Origin of the sequence: Bacillus sp. FSL K6-1218, assembly GCF_038006445.1 — a bacterium.
Taxonomy (GTDB): Bacteria; Bacillota; Bacilli; order Bacillales; family Bacillaceae_G; genus Bacillus_A; species Bacillus_A thuringiensis_S.
The window spans coordinates 885,936-905,316 of sequence record NZ_JBBOVE010000001.1 but is presented as its reverse complement, the minus strand read 5'-3'; the positions used below and the strand labels follow the sequence as shown (position 1 = coordinate 905,316).

The window sequence follows — 19,381 nt, the reverse complement described above, 5'->3', positions numbered from 1 at the left end:
CATCCTCTATCGTTTTAAATTATTATGATTACAATTACTCAAATACTTTTTTATATATAAAATTAAATGATATCATATGCCGGAAATAAAGAGAAACGTTAATAAATAAAAGAGACTGCCAATGGCAATCTCTTTTTATTTATTAACGGAAAGAAGACACGTTGTTACCCATTTCTTCATAGTAATCTAAAATACCTTGATAAATAGCTTCCGCTGCACTTTGTCTCTGCGCTGGTGTAGCTATTTTATCTGCATCACTTTTATTATCTACAAATGCTAATTCTGCTAATACAGCTGGCATTGTATTTTCTCTAATTACGTATAAATCGCCTTTTTTCACACCACGATCTTTTGTTCCCAGTGCATCTACAAGACGCTCTTGAATTTTTTCTGCTAGTAAACGACTTTCTGATACGTTAGGATTTGTTCCTCTTGCTGTCGCTGATTCATAGTAGAACGTTTCTGTACCTTGTCCATTTTTACTTTCCGTACCATTACCATGGATACTTACAAAGATATCCCCATTATTTTTTTGAGCAAATTCTACACGTTTCTTTAAAGAATCAGAAGCACTTGTTCCTGGACGTGTATCATCTGTACGAGTGAATAACACAGTAAATGGTGTCTTTTTCTCAAATATTTTCTGTAATCGTAGTGATACATCTAATACAGTTTCACTTTCTTTCTCATAATAACCTGGATTACCTGAATCAACTCCGCCATGACCTGGATCAATGATAATCGCTTTTCCTTCTAAGAAGTTACCTTGCTTCACTGGATTTAATTGATTTTTATTAACCCATTGGAAACCAGCGCCCATGCGGATACGAATCCAGCTGCCGTTCTCTTCAATAACAGTTACTTGCTGTGCGTTATGTGTTCCCATTACTTTTGAAGAAGAAGAAGCCTCTGCATAAGTAGTGAATCCTTCATTAATAACTTCTGTTTTCTCTACTAGAGGTGTCCATTTATCACCGTTACTTGTTCCAATTTTGATCCATCCATCTCGTTCTTCTTTAATTTCAACCATTTGTGGATTATGCTGATTTGCACTAATCCCAGAACTTAATGATGGTGCGTGATATGTAATGAATTTTCTATCTATGTACATTTTCTTTGTTTCTACTGGACGATCACTATTCTTGCTAAATTTATCTGTTTGCGCAGTAAGCTGAGCTGCTTGTTCACGCGTAATAGAATCATTCGGTTTCCAGCCATTCTCTGTACCTAAAGAAAGTTTTAATTCTACTAAAATATTAACTTCTTCTTTACCCCAATGATTCTCTAAATCAGCGAATTTTGTAGGAACTGGTCCTGTTACTTTGCTCTTCAAATTATACGCTCTTACAAGCATAGCTGCCATTTCAGCACGAGTTACTTTTCCTTCAGGATCAAATACTCCTGGTTCTCGCCCTTTAATAATATTCTCTTTTTCCATGGCTGCAATAAATGAAGCTGCCCAACTATTTTTTGCATCATTATAAGACGGCTTTGCATTTGGATCTACTTTAGCACCAATTGCTGTTGCGATAATCTTTGCTGCCTGGGCACGTGTTAAATTTCCGTATGGCATAAAGTTACCATCTGGCATACCGTTAATTACATTTCTCTCTACTAAATAATAAATTGCGTCTTTCGACCACGCACTATCTGAAACATCAGGAAATTTCTTCGTTTCTGCTAAACTACTAATTGGATGTGCTAGTAAATTTGCTGCTAATAAACCTGCGGCTATTGCTTTGTACTTCATGAAAAATAAATCTCCTCTCAAAACTTCATATTCATGCAACTTTTTCAATCAAGCTAACTAAAAAATATTAACTATTAATTAATTCCTTTCATAGTGTATAACATTATATATCTATAGTAAATACGTTTCCGGCCGTATAACAAAAATCGCATATATATAACTTATAATGAATGTATATAAAATAAAACTTTAATCAGCCCTCACCAATCGGGCTTTTACGGGATAAAAAAGCGATTAGGACATGTCTCCTAATCGCTTTGCCAAATAAAAAACTGATTAAAAATATTATTTTTAATTAGCTCTCTATTATCTATGAAATTATTCTTCAATTAAATTAGACATTACATATGCATACACTAATGCTTCTGTATGCGCAATAGAACTTTCATGTGTACGTTCAAATGCGTGAGAAGAATCAATACCCGCTCCAATTAACGCATGTTTCACGTCAAATCCCGCGTGAATCGCAGCTGATGCATCAGATCCGTAGTACGGATAAATATCTACTTTATATTCAATATGATTCTTTTTCGCAAGCTCTACTAAATGTTTACGTAAAGCGTAATGGTACGGGCCGCTAGAGTCTTTTGCACAAATAGATACTGTATATTCATCAGATGTTTGTCCATCACCTAACGCTCCCATATCAACTGCTAAGTATTCAACAGTTTCTTCTGGAATGTTAGAATTACCACCGTATCCAATCTCTTCATTATTAGAAATTAAGAAATGCGTCGTATATGGTAATGTTACGTTTTCATCTTGTAATCTTTTAATTAATTTTAATAAAATCGCAACACTTACTTTGTCATCTAAATGACGTGATTTTATGTATCCACTCTCTGTAATTTGAACGCGCGGATCAAATGAAACGAAGTCTCCTACTTCAATTCCTAATTCGCGTACTTCATCAGCTGAAAATACGCGCTCATCAATACGAACTTCAATATTTTTCTCATCGCGTTTTGCTTCACCTGCATCTTTATATACATGTACAGATGTTTGATGCATTAAAATCGTCCCTGTATACGTCTTGCCACTTGATGTTTCAATTTCGCAATATTCTCCTTCTACAGAGTTCCAGCGAAATCCACCAATCATAGAAAGACTCAGGCGACCGTCAGGCTTAATTTCTTTCACCATCGCACCTAACGTATCAACGTGTGCCGTTAATAAGCGGTGCTGCGCATCATTCTTCCCTTTTACCGTTAAAATAAGAGCGCCTTTATTGTTACGTTTCGTTTCTACATTCCACTCACTTACATAGTTTTCAATAAAATTAATAATTTTTGCTGTATTTCCAGATGGACTTGGAATAGAGACAAGCTCCTTAATAAGTTCCATCGTTTCTCTCGCATGATGTGCCATTGTCGTTTCCTCCTCATTTTCTCTACTATTCAGTATACAAAATTCACCAGAAAACCTCTACTTATATAGCTTAATTTTCTAAATTGTAGTAAAATTCTTTTTAGTATACAAAAGGAGTCCTGAAATATGAATATATCAAAAAAATATATACACATTGCACTCATTTGGTTTTTAGCATCATTATTTTGTTTACAAGTTTCTTATGCCGTTCATACTACTACTTCTATTACAATCGGCTGGATATTAACAGCTATCTTCTTCATTATTAGCTTCATTGCAACAAAAAAGCATAGCGTTACTCATTAACGCTATGCTTTTCCTATAAAACTATTCTTCTGAAACATCTAATAAATAAATCCCTCTTTCAAATCCACCGCGCTCTACTTCTTTTTTCTTACGAAGGCGTTCCACATCTTCAATTGATGCACCTTCCGCACGTGCTAATGAAATGATTACTTCTAGTGCATCCGCAAGAGAATCTAGCGCATGTTCGCGTTCCTTCATAGAAGCAAATTCACGAATTTCTTCCGTTCCAATTTTCGCTAAAGCCTGTATGTATGCTTGACCTGTTAATTTTTGTGCTGTATACGTTTTTCCAGACATTAAAATCTTCTCTGGAACACGATCTCTTACTAACTTGTTATATGCTGACATCATTCATCCTCCTATATTTAATAACACCCGAGCTCTGCTTTATAGAACAACCATTTTTTCTTCACGCATGCACTTAACATATCAATTCCTGATCCATGTGCTCTTACATGCGGAAAGAAATAGTGCTCTGAGTCTTCTTCCTTACCGTATAAGGTTTGGTACTCATCTGGAATCGCTTCTTTTTTCACATCTTTTTCTTTCGTCACCCCGCCAGAAAACGCAACACTTGGATGTCCCTCAAAAAATAACGCAGTCCGAACTGCCAAAAATGGTGTACTATGCAAAGCATAATATGTAAGCAAAATAATAGTCATAATACCGATCATTCTCTTCATGTATTACTCCTTAAAAAAAGTGCTAACACAATTATACTAAAATGTGTTAGCACTTTCTCCCCTTTATCCCGAATTAACGAGCTAATAATCAGTGAGGAATGGACCACTTTATTCCCCTTTAAATGCTGGTAAACGTTTCTCTAAAAACGCAGCAATTCCTTCTTTATGATCCGCTGTTTGTCTCATTGCATATTGACCACGCTTTTCTAATTGCAATGTTTGCTCTAAATTAGAGCGATTTACTTCACATAAAATTTGCTTCGTTTGAATCATTGCTTTAATCGGTTTTTGTGACCATTCATTAATTTTTTGCTTCACAGCCGTTTGGAAATCTTCGCCGATTACTTCATCAATTAAGCCGATATCAAGCGCTTCTGTCGCTGATAATTTCTTACCTTCCCAAATAATTTGCTTCGTCATATTTTCACCAACGCGCTTTTGAAGGAAGAAATGACCGCCTCCATCTGGAATTAAAGCGATTCCAATAAAGTTCATTGCAATAACAGATGATATATCCGCCATTACATAATCAGCTGTTAACGCAATACTTAACCCAAGACCTGCAGTTGGTCCATGAATTGCACTAATAACAAGCTTCGGCATCGTATATAATGTCACGACAACTTCAGAAATGGTATTCATAATGCCATCAAACTTACTTTCATCATTACTTGAAAGCATCGATTTAATATCCCCACCCGCAGAAAAACCACGGCCGTTCCCGCATAACACAACAATATGCGCAGAACTTTCCGCTACTTCTTTCAACTTTTGTAATAACTCTTTTAATGTTGGCTCATCTAACGCATTTAACACCTCTGGGCGATTGACCATAACCGTTGCAACGTGGCCTTCATATTTCACAACGACAGATTCTGTTTTACTTGTTATTTCCATTATATATACCCCTCTTTTCTCCATAAAGATTATACTTATATAATTATAGAAAACCACTGAAAAATCCTTCTTTTTTCTCAATTTTCTGTCTAATAATCTCGCAATTTGTACATATACCGTATAAAACATACAATTCCGTTGAAAAATATAGAAATTAAAGTCGGTTTATCCATGCTTTTCATCTATTTACCATTACAATGAAATGGTGTATTCTTAAGTTTGATAAAAAAACAAATATTGAAATTCATTCGCCTTACTATGTAAAAAAGGCTTTATACCCATCTTTTGGGTGTTGTAATAAAGGAATGAAGAACTGGAGGAACATATGGTTACTAAGTTGAAACAAACGGATAACTACTTCCCACATTTCCTATTGCTATTCATTGTGTTTCAACCAATTTTAGATTTATTAACATCTTTTTCAATCTATATACTACACATGAGCGCAACAGTTGGAGTTGTAGTCCGTTTCGCCTTTATGCTTCTTGCATTAGGATACCTACTTCTTCATCACAAACAACAAGATGCGAAAAAGTACATCCTCTATTTATGTTTACTCGGAATCGCACTCGCAATCGGTCTTGTAAATAATATGATGGTTAAATCTCCAGTTTCATTTGGAGAAGAAGTTAAATTCATCTTAAAGAGCGTATATCCAATTGTGCTACTGTTTGGATATATTATCGCGTTTAAAGAGCTAAAAAATAAAGAGTATGTATTTCATAAAATCATTACATATTTCTTATATGCAACTTTAATTTTAAGTATTACAATGATTGTCGCAATGCAAACTGGAACAGATTTCCCAAGCTATCCTCACTCAAAAATCGGTTCAAGAGGTTGGTTCTTCGCTGGAAATGATTTAAGTTCTCTTTTCGCCATTATGTTCCCAATCATTGTCTTATATTCGATTCATAAAACAACTTCTTTCTCGAAAATATATTACTGGATTCCAACAATACTTGCGATGTATGCAAGTATTATGGTCGGAACGAAAGTCGGATATGGCGCAATTGTTATTACATTAGGAGTAGCACTTTTCTTCTCATTGATTGAATATATGATAAATCGTAAAAAAGAAGGAAAAGGATTCACACATATTGTAAATACCGTTGTTGCCGCAGTTATACTAGGCGGCTTAATTGCTCTTACACCACATACTCCTATCGCAAAAAATATGGGCATTCACATGCAAATATACGAATACAAAAAATCAGTACAAGAAGAGAAAGATCGAAAAGAAGGAAAAGTAATTAAAGAAGATCCAGAAGATGCAAAAAAACATGCAAAAGGTGAACTTACAGATTCTGAAATGAAAAGTTTGATTTACAGTGATCGCGACAAATTCTTAAAAACATACAAACAATACTATAAAGACGCACCGCTTTCACAAAAACTATTCGGAATGGGTTACGCTGGTAACTACACAGATAAAATTAAATTAATTGAAATGGACTTCCATGACCTATTTTTCGCCTTTGGCATTGTCGGTTTCCTTATTTACCTACTACCACTTCTATACTTTGGTATTAAATTATTCATCCGCATGATCACAAACTTTAAGAAAATCATGAAAGTAAAGTATATGCTATTAGCGAGCACACTCATTCTATCACTTGGCATTGGCTTTATGTCTGGCCACGTATTAACAGCGCCAGCCGTTAGTATTTTCTTCGTTGTTATACTCGCTTATCCCATTGTTGATTTTGAAATTGAATAGAAAGAAGGTGCTACGAAATATCAGTAGCACCTTCTTTTTTATTTAATTAATGTTTTACATATTCTAAGCTTTCTTTTGCGATATACGCTTCAGTTACAGTAGGATTATCTGAAATAACTTTAATCCACGCTTTTCCATTTATTATTTCTTCACCAGTAACTGTGACAACTGCATTTGTATTTAAACGATACAGTCGCTCATTTGATATGCTAGGATTCTTTTTCACTTCCACGTTATTCATCACACGTGCAAGTTTGTACTTGTTGTATTCTTTTTTACCTAAATAAGAATCAAAACGGTTCATATGCCCCGCTACTTTTTTACCCCAGTTCGCATCAGATGCATATTTCGCATTTAAACCAGCAGCTTTATCACCTGTATATGTTGCTGTATAACGCCAATGTCCTGGATTTAAATATCCTTCATTCATGTATAATTTTGCTGCATGTTCAATACAATCTTCTTTTGAATTAAATGCTTCCCCGTTACCATATGGACTATCGTCTGTTGCTTTTAAACCAAATAAATTATTTTTATCTTTTGCAAGAGCGCTTGTTCCATAATAACTTTCATGAATTGCTAATGAATATAAGAATAATGCATTTACATTATACTTGCTTTCTACTTCTTTAAATTTCTTTCCTAAACCAATTAATGGAGAGTCTGGCTTAATCGATTTCACATAACTATCTAGTTGTTCAGCTGTATAATCTGTTTTCGAACGTAATGATAAATAATTGAAATATTGATAGAAAGTTTCGTCTCCAAATGTCTTTCCATCTACACTATACATTTGCTGTCCTTGCTTCATGAAAGAAGGTGCCACACCATATCTAAATTCTGTATATCCAGGTGAACTTGTATTATATGTATAATATTTATGGTATAAATATCCATCTGATTTCACATAATAAGACGACTGTTTCATTTCATTTGTAGGAATTAAAGTGATTTCATTCTTCTTCACATAACCTGTCAAACCAGAAAGTTGAACTTTCACACGATCTTCGCCAACTTCTAACACTTTCAATTCTGTTCCATACTGAATATACGTATATACTGTTGATAAATTCTCGTCATAAATATTAATGATGTTTTGCCCAGTTATTCTTTTCGCACTTGCAAAACCATCTTTAATCCATAAAAATTCGTTCTCGTATTTTACCGCATTCATACCTTTATTTTGAGCAGCCGTAACCGCTTCTTTATACGTATTATAGCGCTCTACTTCTTGCTCTGTTCCGTTTTCTCTTACATTTGTCACAACATATTTCTTAGTTTCTACAGGATTGCTATTTCCGTTTTTTTCAATCGTCTGAAGCATGCGATCCAACATAGCTGAAGCCATCCCTCTTGTAGCTGATAAATGTGGTCTAAATGTATTATCTTCTGGATACCCTTTAATAATTTGAGTAGCCACCATAACTTGCACATGCTCTTTATAGTTAATACTATCTTTATCAGTAAAGGTAAGCGGACTTACAGCTACTTTAATATTTTTATAGTCTAACGCTCGCTTTACCATTATCGACATTTCTTCACGTGTAATCACATCATTTGGTGAGAATGTCTCGTTCGTACGACCATTAATAATTTTCGCTCCATATGCTCTACTTACACCATCATATAAACCGTAAGTCTTCGGCACATCCTCGAAATTCGAATCAGCTTTCGGTAAATTTAAAGCCCTTGCTATGAATGTAGCAAACTCTGCTCTTGTTACTAATTTATCAGGCGCATATACATTGTCTCCATACCCCATTAAAACTCCTTTAGTAATAAGTGAACGCATATGCGTCTCAAACATATGTCCTGTAATATCATCATTTGCTGCATAACTTGAAATAGGAGTTAAAAGTAATGATCCCGTTAATGCCACTGCTGTTATACCTTTTGAAAAAGTCTTCAAGGTTATCCTCCTCGTAATCTACGAATTTATTATCACAAATTTGATTATATAATAATCACAATCATTTTAGCATAATAAATAGGAATTAAAATAAAACGTTTTTTAATTAGAATTTTCATTACATTCAAAACAAAACAAAAGACACTTTACTTTTTTAATAAAGTGCCTTTTTCCATATGATCAATGAGTTTCTTTGTTGCCTGTTTGCCTTGCAACCGAAGCTCATCTATTGTCAATTGTAACTCTTGCTGCACAGTTCCTTGTTGCATTAATTGCTTTTTCGCAATTTCATATAAATATTCAGCACTCCATTCGCCATCCACACTCCCTATAACTGGCTGATTCACTTGACTTAAAAACGAATCAATTTTCGGATCGTATGAAATCCCGACCATTGGAGTTTTGGCTACAGCAGAAAAAACAAGTGCATGAAGACGCATACCAATTAGTAATGAACATTGTGATAAAATGAATATTTTCTCGTCGATATCCATTTTATATGGAAGCATATACGTCTCTTCTCCCATTAAGTCTACTACTTCACGCGAAGCTTTTTGATCAAATGGCTCATGCATTGGAACAAATAAAATTTGGTATCCTTCTTGCTTTAATTTTTTTAATGCCGCAGCTAATTTTTTTATATAATCTTCTTTTGCATTCCAATAACGCACACTAACCGCGACTACTTTTCCATGTATCGAATGCTTTTGCAACCAATCCGATTGTTTTGTCCGTTTCCATGTTAAAACAGGGTCTGGAACAATTTCAATATCGTTTTTTATGCCAAGTTCTTTTAAATATAAAAACGAGTCCTCATCTCGAACTGATACATAGGAAGCTTTTGACAAGTTCCATTTTACTAATAGACGATTATATCCTTTTGTAATTGGACCTATTCCTTGTGAATAAATATAATATGGCTTTTTTAATAATCGAGCGAGTCCCATAATACCCGTATAATATAGAATACTCTTCGTACTTGTCTGATCTTGAAGAAGGCTCCCGCCACCGCTAATAACTCCATCACTGTTTTTGATTGCATGATAAACAGCTTTTATATTCCAGCGATCTACCGATTCTACACCATACCTTTCCTTTGTATATTTAGAATCATTTGATAGTACTACTAGTTCTATATCCGGGTTCTCTTTACTTAACGATTCAATAATTGATTGTAGAATCGCCTCGTCTCCAACATTATAAAAACCATAATATCCTGATAAGACTAAACGCACCCTAAATCTCCTCCAAAACTAGGTAACCGTTTATTTCATCTAACATAAACTGGTACCCATTCCTTACCTAAACACTTAATACCCTGCATAGTTTCCTCTTTATCAGCTCATATGAATTTTAATAAAAAATTAAATTTCTATATTTATCTTTTCAAAAATGGTATTTTTTTTATTGATATCCATTTTAATTTCAAAGCACATACACCATACAAAATGGCTGTAATACTTAATGCTATACCACTGAATAATAACGTCATAATTCTTGAAGATGTAACATCTATCACATTACATAGTTCATACAATCCTAGTCCGAAAATACATGCTATTGCTAGCACACCGAAAAAGCTTTTGAAATGAATAGAATAGGCAATATAGCTTCGAATATACAAATGATTTACAATACAAATCAATACGTAAGTAATTAATGTACTATACGCCGCTCCATCTATGCCAAACTTCTGCACTAACATAATGTTTAACACGACTTTCACACAACTCGCGCCAATAACAATCCATGCAGCTTGTGCAGAACGATTAATCCCCTGTAAAACACCTATTGATAATACCATAACCGCAGTAAAATACGAACTGCCAATCATAACTGTTAACATACTACTGCCTTTTACGTCTGTGAACAATCCGACATTTAACGGTACTGTTAATGCCATCAACCATATTGTTAATGGTGCTGTCAAAACATGCGCTAGTCGATTTGTATTTTGAATTGTTATTTTCGCCAAATTTATATCTCTTTTGGCCAATGCGGAAGTTAAGAGTGGTATTAACGGAAATACAATTGCACTTGCAAAAATAACAATTATTTGCGTGAATGCAAAACCGCGACTGTATATTCCAAATTGTTCTTGAATTTCTGTTGATGATCCTTGTAATACATGCGGTATTGTAAGCGAGTCTACTAAATTTAAAAGTGGCATTGATAAAGCTCCGATAGCGATTGGGATCGATACCCGCAATATCTTTTTGCCGTTTTCTCTTAAATCTCGGAGCGAATAGGAATTGCTTTTATTGTAGTATGGACTTCTATTATATTTTATACGCAAATATATAAGCGAACTAATGACTCCAAGAAAAGAGCCAACCATTGCACCACTAGTAATAACAGTATTGCTCTTATCCCACGATACTAGTATGTAAGCAATTATTAACATAAAAAACACACGTACAAATTGCTCAATGACTTGTGATACCCCTGTTGGTTTCATATCACCGAAACCTTGAAAATATCCTCTATACACCGCCATGTATGGCGCAATGAGTAATGCTAATGAAGTAATAAGCAACGGCATTCTAGTTTCTTGTCCACCGAGCATATTTGCAATTTCAATAGAAAATAATACAATGACTAAACAACCGAAAACGCCAAATGCTATCCCTATAATTGACGCTGATTTAAATAATTTCGCAATTTCCTTTTGCTTATTTTTTTCGTTCAACTCTGCAATTAGTTTCGAAATTGCAAGTGGAACTCCGGCTACCGATAGTGTAAGAGCAATCATATATACAGGAAAAACAAGGCGGAAAATACCGAGCACTTCATCTCCTGCAATATTTTGTAATGGAATTTGAAAAAAACTACCAAGCAATTTCGACAAAAAAGTTGTAATGGTTAAAATTGCTGCTCCTTTTACAAATGTTTTATTCATATTTTTTCTCTTTTCTTTTATACATATACTCTCAAACATATTGTTTTAAACGATAGGGATTCACTTTATCCCATTGGTTATCATAACAAATTTATTATAGGTTGAATACTTGGTTTTTTTTTCAAAATAGAAAAGAGAACCCATTTAAGCCTGTCTCTTCACAATATTTTTTCTAATTCCTTCCATTATATATGTACACACTATAACTGTTTCTGTTACGCCAAAAGAGCCCTTCCTCTCTATCACTGCGATACATATTACTAAAAACATTATAAGAATATCCCACAACTCTACATTATAATTTATGTAAGATTGTGAGATATTCTAATTACCATCTAAACACTTAAGATTTTCAATTGCTCTTTCTGTTCATCGCTTGCCATTACTACGATTGTTTTTTCAATACTCGGATGTACTTGCTCAAGCTTTACACTTGCTCCTACTTTACTTGATTGCTCAACAAAATTTAATAATGCCATAGCTCCTGATACATCCATATAGCGCACATCTTTCATACGTAAAACAACCGGTGACTTCACATCTTGTAAAGTAGAGAAAATACGATCTACTGATAGGAAAGAGAGCGGTCCTTGAATTGTGTACGTTTCTTCTTTTTCTTTTACGATAGAAGTTTTACGTTCTTTACATTTCACCATATATATGATGAACGAAAGAATAATACCGAATGCAACAGCAATCATTAAATCGAACTTCACCGTTACAATCATCGTTACGAGCATAACAACGACATCACCTTTAGGAGCGACATGCATCTTTTTCATGCTTCCCCAATCGAACATTCCAATACCAGTTAAAATTAAAATACCTGATAATACAGCAAGTGGAATATATTGTACGACCGAACCAAGACCCATAATAAAAATAAATAAGATAACACTATGCATACATGCCGAAAGTGCCGTTTTACCGCCACTTCTTATATTAACGATAGACCTTACAGTCGCACCTGCACCTGCTAATCCGCCAAACAATCCGCTCATCATATTACCGATACCTTGTCCGACCAGTTCTTTATTACTTTTATGACGTGTACCTGTCACATTATCCATTACGACCGATGTTAACAACGAGTCAATCGATCCTAATAAAGCAATACTAAGCGCTGGCAAAATAAGTGCTGCTATTCCTGTTCCACTTAAAGATGGAATATGAAGCGTAGGCATCGCTTCTGGAATGGTTCCAATCTTTTCAATTACTTTATTTAGTGAAAGATTTCCGATAATCGGTAACTTTACTGTAAGTCCTTCGAGTAGAGAAGAAAATAAAGGAAGCAAAGCTGTCACACCGACTAGTGCTACTAAACTAGACGGAATCGCCTTAATCCATTTACCAGAAACAATCATTACAATAATCGTTAACACAACAAGTAAAAAACTATTTTGTACGTGCTTTATTTCGCCTAAAATAATGATTAATGCAATACCATTCATAAATCCCGAAACGACAGGATACGGAATATATCGAACGTAAGAACCGAGCTTACATACACCGAATAAAATTTGAAATAACCCTGCCATCATAAAGGCAATAAAACTTGCCTCTAACCCGTGCGTCGCAATAACTCCTGTTGCAATAACGGTAATTGGTCCAGTTGGCCCCGTTACTTGCCCAGGTGTCCCGCCAAATAACGCTGCGAATAAACCTGCAAAAATTGCACCATACAATCCAACAAGCGCTCCCTCAGACGTTCCTGTCGCGGCAATACCAAATGCAATCGCAAGTGGTAACGCAACAATCGCAACAGTAAATCCTGCTAAACATTCCTTTGCTATTTTTTGAAACATAAAAAAACCACCTTTGTATAAAGTCCATGTTCCATTGTACACCTAAAAAGATACATTCGTTAGCTCACTTTTTACATTCTCGTGACGTAAACGGATTTAATGAAAAGTTTCTCCCTTATCTTTGGAAACAATTGCAACTATGCTATAATGAACAAATTAAATCTTTTACTATATACTTGGAGGCACTATGCTAACTTTTGAACAAAAATTATCGATTATTGAATCTTTCCCAGAACTAGAAAGAAAGAACGTATCATTAAAACGTGTAAACTTCCACTTTGAAGAAAGTCGTTTAGATAAAAAGAACGTTGTATTTCATTTACACCCAAATGGAAATGGATTTGTGTATGCAAGCGGTATTAAAGGTTACAAAACGGATGATAAAGGTATGGTTAACATCCGTGAGTTTTCAGCAGAAGAATTACGTTCAGTAATTGAGAAATCAATTGACCTTCTATCACAAGAAGAAGTAGTAGCACCTGTAGAACCTGCGAAAGAAGAAGAATGGCAGAACGAAGATGGTCATATTCTTACTCTTATTTCAGAGGATGACATGTGGAACGTGTACGCTGGTGTAAACTTAGACGGTACATTCAACTCTTATCCAGAAGCTGCGGAATACCTTGATGAAGAAGGCTTTTCACGCAAATAAAAATAGAAAGTGGGTATCCCCCACTTTCTATTTTTTTGTCCCTTTCAACGACTCCCTCAGCACAAACTTCTGCAACTTCCCGCTCGCATTACGCGGAAGTTCATCTACAAATAAATAATGACGCGGACGCTTATAATCTGCTAATTCGTCACTTTCTTTGCAATACGTTTCTAAATCTGCTTCTGTTATTGTTTCATCTTTCTTCACAATAACTGCCACCACACGCTCTCCCCATAATTCATCTGGCTCACCAAGTACCGCCACATCTAATATACCGGGATGACTATGAAGGAAATCTTCAATTTCACGAGGGTAAATATTTACACCACCGCTAATTACCATATCATCAACGCGATCTGCAACGAATAAATAACCATCTTTATCGAAGTATCCTAAATCACCAGAATGATACCATCCTTTATACATCGATTTTTTATTTGCCTCTTCGCGATTATGATAGCCAGACATCATAGTTGGGCCACGTAAAATAATTTCTCCCACCTCATAAGGAGGTAATACATCATCTGGTTCTGCTGGTGCCTCCTCGTTCGGTTTCACAATACGAACTTCATGGCTAAAGCATGGCGTGCCTGCTGAACCAGCTTTCGTAATTTGATCCTCCTCTACGAGAAACGCAACAACTGGTCCCATTTCTGTCATTCCGTATATTTGAACAAGGTCAATATAAAGACGTTCTTTACATTCCTTCACTAATGCCGGCGCCATTGCCGCTCCGCCATATATACCAATTTTCATTGAAGTTAAATCATACTGAGTTAAATCTTTTTGCAACAACATATTCCACATCGTCGGTGCTGCAAAGAACGTCGTAATCTTTTCTTCTTGAATCGTATGTAATACTGTTTCTGTATCAAAATGATGCAAAATGACATTCTTCCCGCCAACTTGAATGCGTGGTATGATTCCGGCATTTAATTCACCACAGTGATATAAAGGCGCAACAACAAGCCCCACACTATCTCTATTATATTTTAGGAAATACGTACAAATCATACTATGCTCAGTCATTTCACGATGACGATGTAACACACCTTTCGGATGACCTGTCGTACCGCTCGTATAAAGCATAGAACAAAAGTCCATTTCATCAATTTCGATATTTACTTTCTCAGAAGATGCTGCATTCACTTTTTCATGGTAGGAACTTGCATAGGAAGGTTTATCGTTTTCTATAGACCAAAAAGATGTATTTGGAAAATCTCGTTCAATGATAGCAACAGTTGACTCAACTGCTTTTTCAAAGACAACGACTTTCGAGGATGCGTCCTGAAGAATATAAGATACTTCTTTCGCCTTTAAACGAAAGTTAATCGGGTTAAAAATCGCACCAATTTTCGCACAAGCTAAGTAAACGTTTACAAATTCATGGCAGTTATATAAGTAAACAGATACCGTATCTCCCTTTCTTACTCCGTCTTCTAATAAAGCGTGTGCCGTTTTATTTATTTGTTCGTCCCACTGTTTATATGTCCAGCGAATATTTTTTTCAGGTTCCACTAACGCCTCTTTATTCGGATACTTACCAACAGATAAATCAAAAATTCTCCCTATCGTCATGTACATGCCAACAATTTCCCCCTTTTCTCTTTCATAAATCTATCATTTCGTCCATAAGTAGACATTGTCCTTCAATGTTTTGACTAATTTTTCTGATTATTATCGACATAGTTTTACAACACGTGCAAACCGTTGGTACATGAAATTATATTGGCGATTTTTCAAATATATCGAACGCAATTCAATTTATAGCAGCGATTTTTCGAATATATCGCCTTACCGACAAAAGCTGACAATATAAAAAAGAGAGTGTTCCGATTTGGAACACTCTCCTTCTTATACAAATAGCTCTTCTAAAATTTTCAGTTTATCTTCTGTATATTTTACAAAGCCATCGTTATATGATTTTGGATCTTTCGGATTTGCGAAGTGCGTAATTGCCCCCGTCTTCGGATGAACAAATTTACTTGATGCACCGCAACCAAGTCCGATAATTGATTGTACTTCTTCCATAATGACAATGTTGTAAATACTTTCTTGCGTCGGCATTGCATAGCCAACGTTCTCTAAGTTACCTAAAATATTCTTTTGACGATATAGGTAGTATGGTACGTAATTATGCTTTTGCGTCCACTCTTCTGCTTCGTGCATCATCGCTGTAATCTCTTCGCGACCTGCTACTTTATATTTACGTTTGTTTTGTGTCATTTCAGAAGCACGTTTAAATGATAACGTATGAACTGTTAATGATTCTGGCATTAACTTTTCTGTTTCATCTAACGTATGCTTGAAGATATCTAACCCTTCACCAGGAAGACCAATAATTAAGTCCATATTAATATTGTTCATTCCCATTTCACGAGCTAAATGGTATTTCTCAATTGTTTCTTCTACAGTATGGTGACGTCCAATTGCTTTTAGTGTCTCTTGATGATATGACTGCGGATTAATACTAATACGGTCAATGTTCCATTTATTTAACACTTCTAGCTTTGCTGGCGTGATTGTATCTGGACGACCTGCCTCAACTGTTACTTCACGTACATTTTTCACGTCTGGGAACGCTTCATACATTTCTTCATACAGCATATCCATCTCTTCTGCTGTAATACTTGTAGGTGTACCGCCGCCATAATAAATCGTCGTAACTTTCACACCTTTTTCTTTTAAAAACTTACCAATTTCACGAACTTCATAATGTAAACCACCTAAGAACGAATCAACAGATCCTTGGCGTCCATTAATCGCATAAGCCGGGAATGTACAGTATGCACATTTCGTTGGGCAGAACGGAATACCGATATAAATACTTACTTCTTCTTTCAAACGGTATAAATCCGGAACAACTGCTAATTGGCAATCAACAATGCGCTGAAGAAGTTCAATTTTCTCTTCATGAATTAAATAACTTTCACGAAGTTCTTGATGCGCTTCTTCTTTTGACATACCATTTTGAAGCATTTTATGAAGAAGTTTCGTCGGACGTACTCCCGTTAAAATACCCCAGCTTTGTTCAAGTCCAGTTAACTGCTGAAGAACAGAAAGATATACATAAGAAACAACGTGCTTCACTTGCTTCATACGCTCTTTTTCATCTGTGAAAGCAGATAAATCTTTCGAGAATGTTTCTTCATACACATTTCCTGTGCTAACATCCGTTAATCGAGCGGATGCTTTCACATTATCCTCAATGTGTATATCAACGATCAGATTCGCTTCCTCTTGTTCAAATCCAATCGTACTATCTTCAAAAAATAAGCCGCCAATATTTTGTAGCGGACGTAAAAAACGATCATCTTGTAACGTTTTAATTGAAATTAACACATTATCACCTTTTCATTTGCAAACTCTCTTTAGTTTACTTGAAGGGCGTTTACAGGTCAATACAGAAGGTTTTACCTGTTTCTCTTACAGTTTTTCAAATAATTCTTTTTATGAATATCGCTCATGTATATAGACATCGTGATTTTCTCTTGTTAAAATTTATTAGTACAAAAAATCGTCACATAGCGAAAATACAATATATAAAGGAGGAATGTTAACACTAGATTCCATAATCTAATGTGTTAAAAAAATATGAAAAAGAAATTTTATAGTGTTTTAACTCTCTCTCTTGCATTACAAACTGTTCTTGCACCTACTTATTCATTTGCAGAGAGTGCTGAAAAATCCGCTGAAGTATATACGGAAGATCAAGTTTTTAAAAGTATTAAAGAGCATGTTAATGAGCATAGTACTCATGAAGAAGATATAGAGGTTACTGGCCAATTCCTACTATACACTTCAAAAAAACATTCATTATATACCGCGAATGATTTAAAAAACAAATCGAATATCGAGATTACAGAACAAGTTGTAACGGCGACAAAGAAAAAAGGAAATGCTTACTACATAACGACGCCAACTGGCGCTGGATGGATAGATAACAATGATAATAGCTTAGAAGTCCAAGAGATTCATAAACTATCTAATCAAAAATTAATCGTAAAAGAGGAAGCTTCCATACATGCCCTTCCGTTCCAATCGTTTAAAGAAGAAGGGAAACTGCAGCCACAAGTCATTACTCCTACTGAACAAGCTGGAAATTGGTTTAAAGTCCAAATAAATGAAACAGCAAAATGGATTTATGCACCTTCTTCTACATTTGAAGGTACAAAAGCTTCATTATTAAAAAACAGTCGTTCTGCTAAAAATAGTTTATTGAGAGCGCCAGAAGCTCTACAAACAAACAATATTTATGGCGTTACATTTAAAGAAATGATTGTCCCAAAAGGAAATGACGATATTCGCCCTGGCTACCCGATGGTGCCTAAATATATTACGATTCACGAAACGGCTAATACAGCGAAAGGTGCTAATGCTCTAAATCATGCAAAATTCTTAGATAATCAAGCACGCGGAACAGCTGATCGCGCCGCATCTTGGCATTTCACAGTAGATGATAAAGAAATTTATCAACATCTTCCAGTAAATGAAGTTGGATGGCATGCTGGAAATAAAACTGGAAACTATGAATCTATCGGAATTGAAATTGCCGTTAATCAAGATGGAAACTATGAAAAAGCGGTAGAAAATGCCCGTAAATTGGCAGCTTATTTAATGAACGACTTAAATATTTCTCTAGATAAGGTCCAAAAACATCAATTTTGGTCAGGAAAAAACTGCCCTGCGTTTATGATTCAACGCGGACAATGGAATGCTTTCTTAAAAGGAACTGAAACATACTATAAAGAAAACCAAAAAGATCCAGTAACTGATGACATTACAGGTGGATGGTATGAACAAGACATTCGTCAATTAGCAGCTAGAGGCATTATGCAAGGAGAAGGGAACGGCAAGTACTTCCCAGAACGTCTTGTAACGCGTGCTGAATTTGCTACATTAATTACTCGTGCTTTACAATTACCAAGTGGAAATGCTAATTTCACAGACTTAGAACAAGTACACCCATCTTTAAGAGACGGTATTAATCGTGCAGCAAGCGCAGGCATAATCCGCGGACGTGGTGATAATACATTTGATCCAAATACTACAATTACACGCGAAGAAGCTGTTATTATGATTGATCGTTCTCTAAAACACGCTGGTATTTTTGCAAAACAAGTTGAACTACCATTCGTAGACCAAAACTTAATTTACGCTAAAGAAGAAGTACAAAGAGTGTATGGATTTGGAATTGTAAAAGGTAATGAATTTAATCAATTCGTACCAAAAGGACCATCACAACGTGCACACGCAGCTGCATTTATAAACAGAATGCTTAGCGTAATTGAAGCTTAAAATATTTATCATTTATATAGATATTTTCATTTCATCTGTATTCACTTAAAAAGGCATCAGAGATTATACAATCTCTGATGCCTTTTTTACATCT

At 35.2% G+C, this 19,381-nt stretch carries 15 protein-coding genes; 4 read left to right on the top strand and 11 right to left on the bottom strand.

Translation table 11 applies throughout. The annotated features are described in order from the left end of the window. Positions 1–142 precede the first annotated feature (142 nt). A complete protein-coding gene (locus MHI26_RS04630) occupies positions 143–1,750 on the bottom strand; it encodes an N-acetylmuramoyl-L-alanine amidase (RefSeq protein ID WP_000875339.1) in 1,608 nt (535 codons plus the stop codon). A gap of 318 nt (positions 1,751–2,068) precedes the next feature. Further along, on the bottom strand, positions 2,069–3,118 hold the full coding sequence (locus MHI26_RS04625) for a M42 family metallopeptidase (protein ID WP_000930045.1): 1,050 nt from the start codon (positions 3,116–3,118) through the stop codon (positions 2,069–2,071). 126 nt (positions 3,119–3,244) lie between these two features. Here MHI26_RS04625 and MHI26_RS04620 point away from each other — a divergent pair, with 126 nt between their 5' ends. Continuing rightward, complete coding sequence (locus MHI26_RS04620) at positions 3,245–3,424, top strand: hypothetical protein (protein ID WP_001027087.1); 180 nt, start codon at positions 3,245–3,247, stop codon at positions 3,422–3,424. A gap of 21 nt (positions 3,425–3,445) precedes the next feature. On the opposite strand, the gene MHI26_RS04615 is transcribed toward MHI26_RS04620, so the two are convergent. The 3 genes from MHI26_RS04615 to MHI26_RS04605 form a co-directional block, all read right to left on the bottom strand. Then, positions 3,446–3,772: a nucleoside triphosphate pyrophosphohydrolase gene (locus MHI26_RS04615; RefSeq protein WP_001277348.1), complete on the bottom strand. Its 327-nt coding sequence runs from the start codon at positions 3,770–3,772 to the stop codon at positions 3,446–3,448. A gap of 17 nt (positions 3,773–3,789) precedes the next feature. Next, complete coding sequence (locus MHI26_RS04610; RefSeq protein ID WP_061667404.1) at positions 3,790–4,107, bottom strand: hypothetical protein; 318 nt, start codon at positions 4,105–4,107, stop codon at positions 3,790–3,792. 108 nt (positions 4,108–4,215) lie between these two features. Then, on the bottom strand, positions 4,216–5,028 hold the full coding sequence (locus MHI26_RS04605) for an enoyl-CoA hydratase (protein WP_001999174.1): 813 nt from the start codon (positions 5,026–5,028) through the stop codon (positions 4,216–4,218). A 301-nt stretch (positions 5,029–5,329) separates the two neighbouring features. Here MHI26_RS04605 and MHI26_RS04600 point away from each other — a divergent pair, with 301 nt between their 5' ends. Continuing rightward, complete coding sequence (locus tag MHI26_RS04600; RefSeq protein WP_061667405.1) at positions 5,330–6,724, top strand: O-antigen ligase family protein; 1,395 nt, start codon at positions 5,330–5,332, stop codon at positions 6,722–6,724. Between the two features lie 46 nt (positions 6,725–6,770). On the opposite strand, the gene MHI26_RS04595 is transcribed toward MHI26_RS04600, so the two are convergent. From MHI26_RS04595 to MHI26_RS04580, 4 genes are all read right to left on the bottom strand, one after another. After that, the gene (locus MHI26_RS04595; RefSeq protein WP_061667406.1) at positions 6,771–8,633 is read right to left on the bottom strand and encodes an S-layer homology domain-containing protein; all 1,863 of its coding nucleotides are present in this window, start codon (positions 8,631–8,633) and stop codon (positions 6,771–6,773) included. 146 nt (positions 8,634–8,779) lie between these two features. Further along, positions 8,780–9,868: a polysaccharide pyruvyl transferase CsaB gene (csaB, locus tag MHI26_RS04590; RefSeq protein WP_061667407.1), complete on the bottom strand. Its 1,089-nt coding sequence runs from the start codon at positions 9,866–9,868 to the stop codon at positions 8,780–8,782. 143 nt (positions 9,869–10,011) lie between these two features. Continuing rightward, the gene (locus MHI26_RS04585; RefSeq protein ID WP_001044002.1) at positions 10,012–11,532 is read right to left on the bottom strand and encodes a putative polysaccharide biosynthesis protein; all 1,521 of its coding nucleotides are present in this window, start codon (positions 11,530–11,532) and stop codon (positions 10,012–10,014) included. Between the two features lie 335 nt (positions 11,533–11,867). Further along, positions 11,868–13,337, bottom strand: coding sequence for a SulP family inorganic anion transporter (locus MHI26_RS04580; protein WP_061667408.1), 1,470 nt, complete (start codon positions 13,335–13,337; stop codon positions 11,868–11,870). A gap of 187 nt (positions 13,338–13,524) precedes the next feature. Here MHI26_RS04580 and MHI26_RS04575 point away from each other — a divergent pair, with 187 nt between their 5' ends. Further along, positions 13,525–13,989: a hypothetical protein gene (locus MHI26_RS04575; protein WP_061667409.1), complete on the top strand. Its 465-nt coding sequence runs from the start codon at positions 13,525–13,527 to the stop codon at positions 13,987–13,989. Between the two features lie 27 nt (positions 13,990–14,016). Here the strand turns inward: MHI26_RS04575 and MHI26_RS04570 are convergent, their stop codons facing one another. Together MHI26_RS04570 and MHI26_RS04565 are read right to left on the bottom strand one after the other, a co-directional pair. After that, positions 14,017–15,573 carry a fatty acid--CoA ligase gene (locus tag MHI26_RS04570; protein WP_061667410.1) on the bottom strand — a complete coding sequence of 519 codons (1,557 nt, stop codon included), beginning with the start codon at positions 15,571–15,573 and terminating at the stop codon, positions 14,017–14,019. A 270-nt stretch (positions 15,574–15,843) separates the two neighbouring features. After that, positions 15,844–17,331, bottom strand: coding sequence for a coproporphyrinogen III oxidase (locus MHI26_RS04565; RefSeq protein WP_000908777.1), 1,488 nt, complete (start codon positions 17,329–17,331; stop codon positions 15,844–15,846). Between the two features lie 252 nt (positions 17,332–17,583). Here MHI26_RS04565 and MHI26_RS04560 point away from each other — a divergent pair, with 252 nt between their 5' ends. After that, positions 17,584–19,287 carry an S-layer homology domain-containing protein gene (locus MHI26_RS04560; RefSeq protein WP_061667411.1) on the top strand — a complete coding sequence of 568 codons (1,704 nt, stop codon included), beginning with the start codon at positions 17,584–17,586 and terminating at the stop codon, positions 19,285–19,287. Positions 19,288–19,381: the final 94 nt, after the last annotated feature.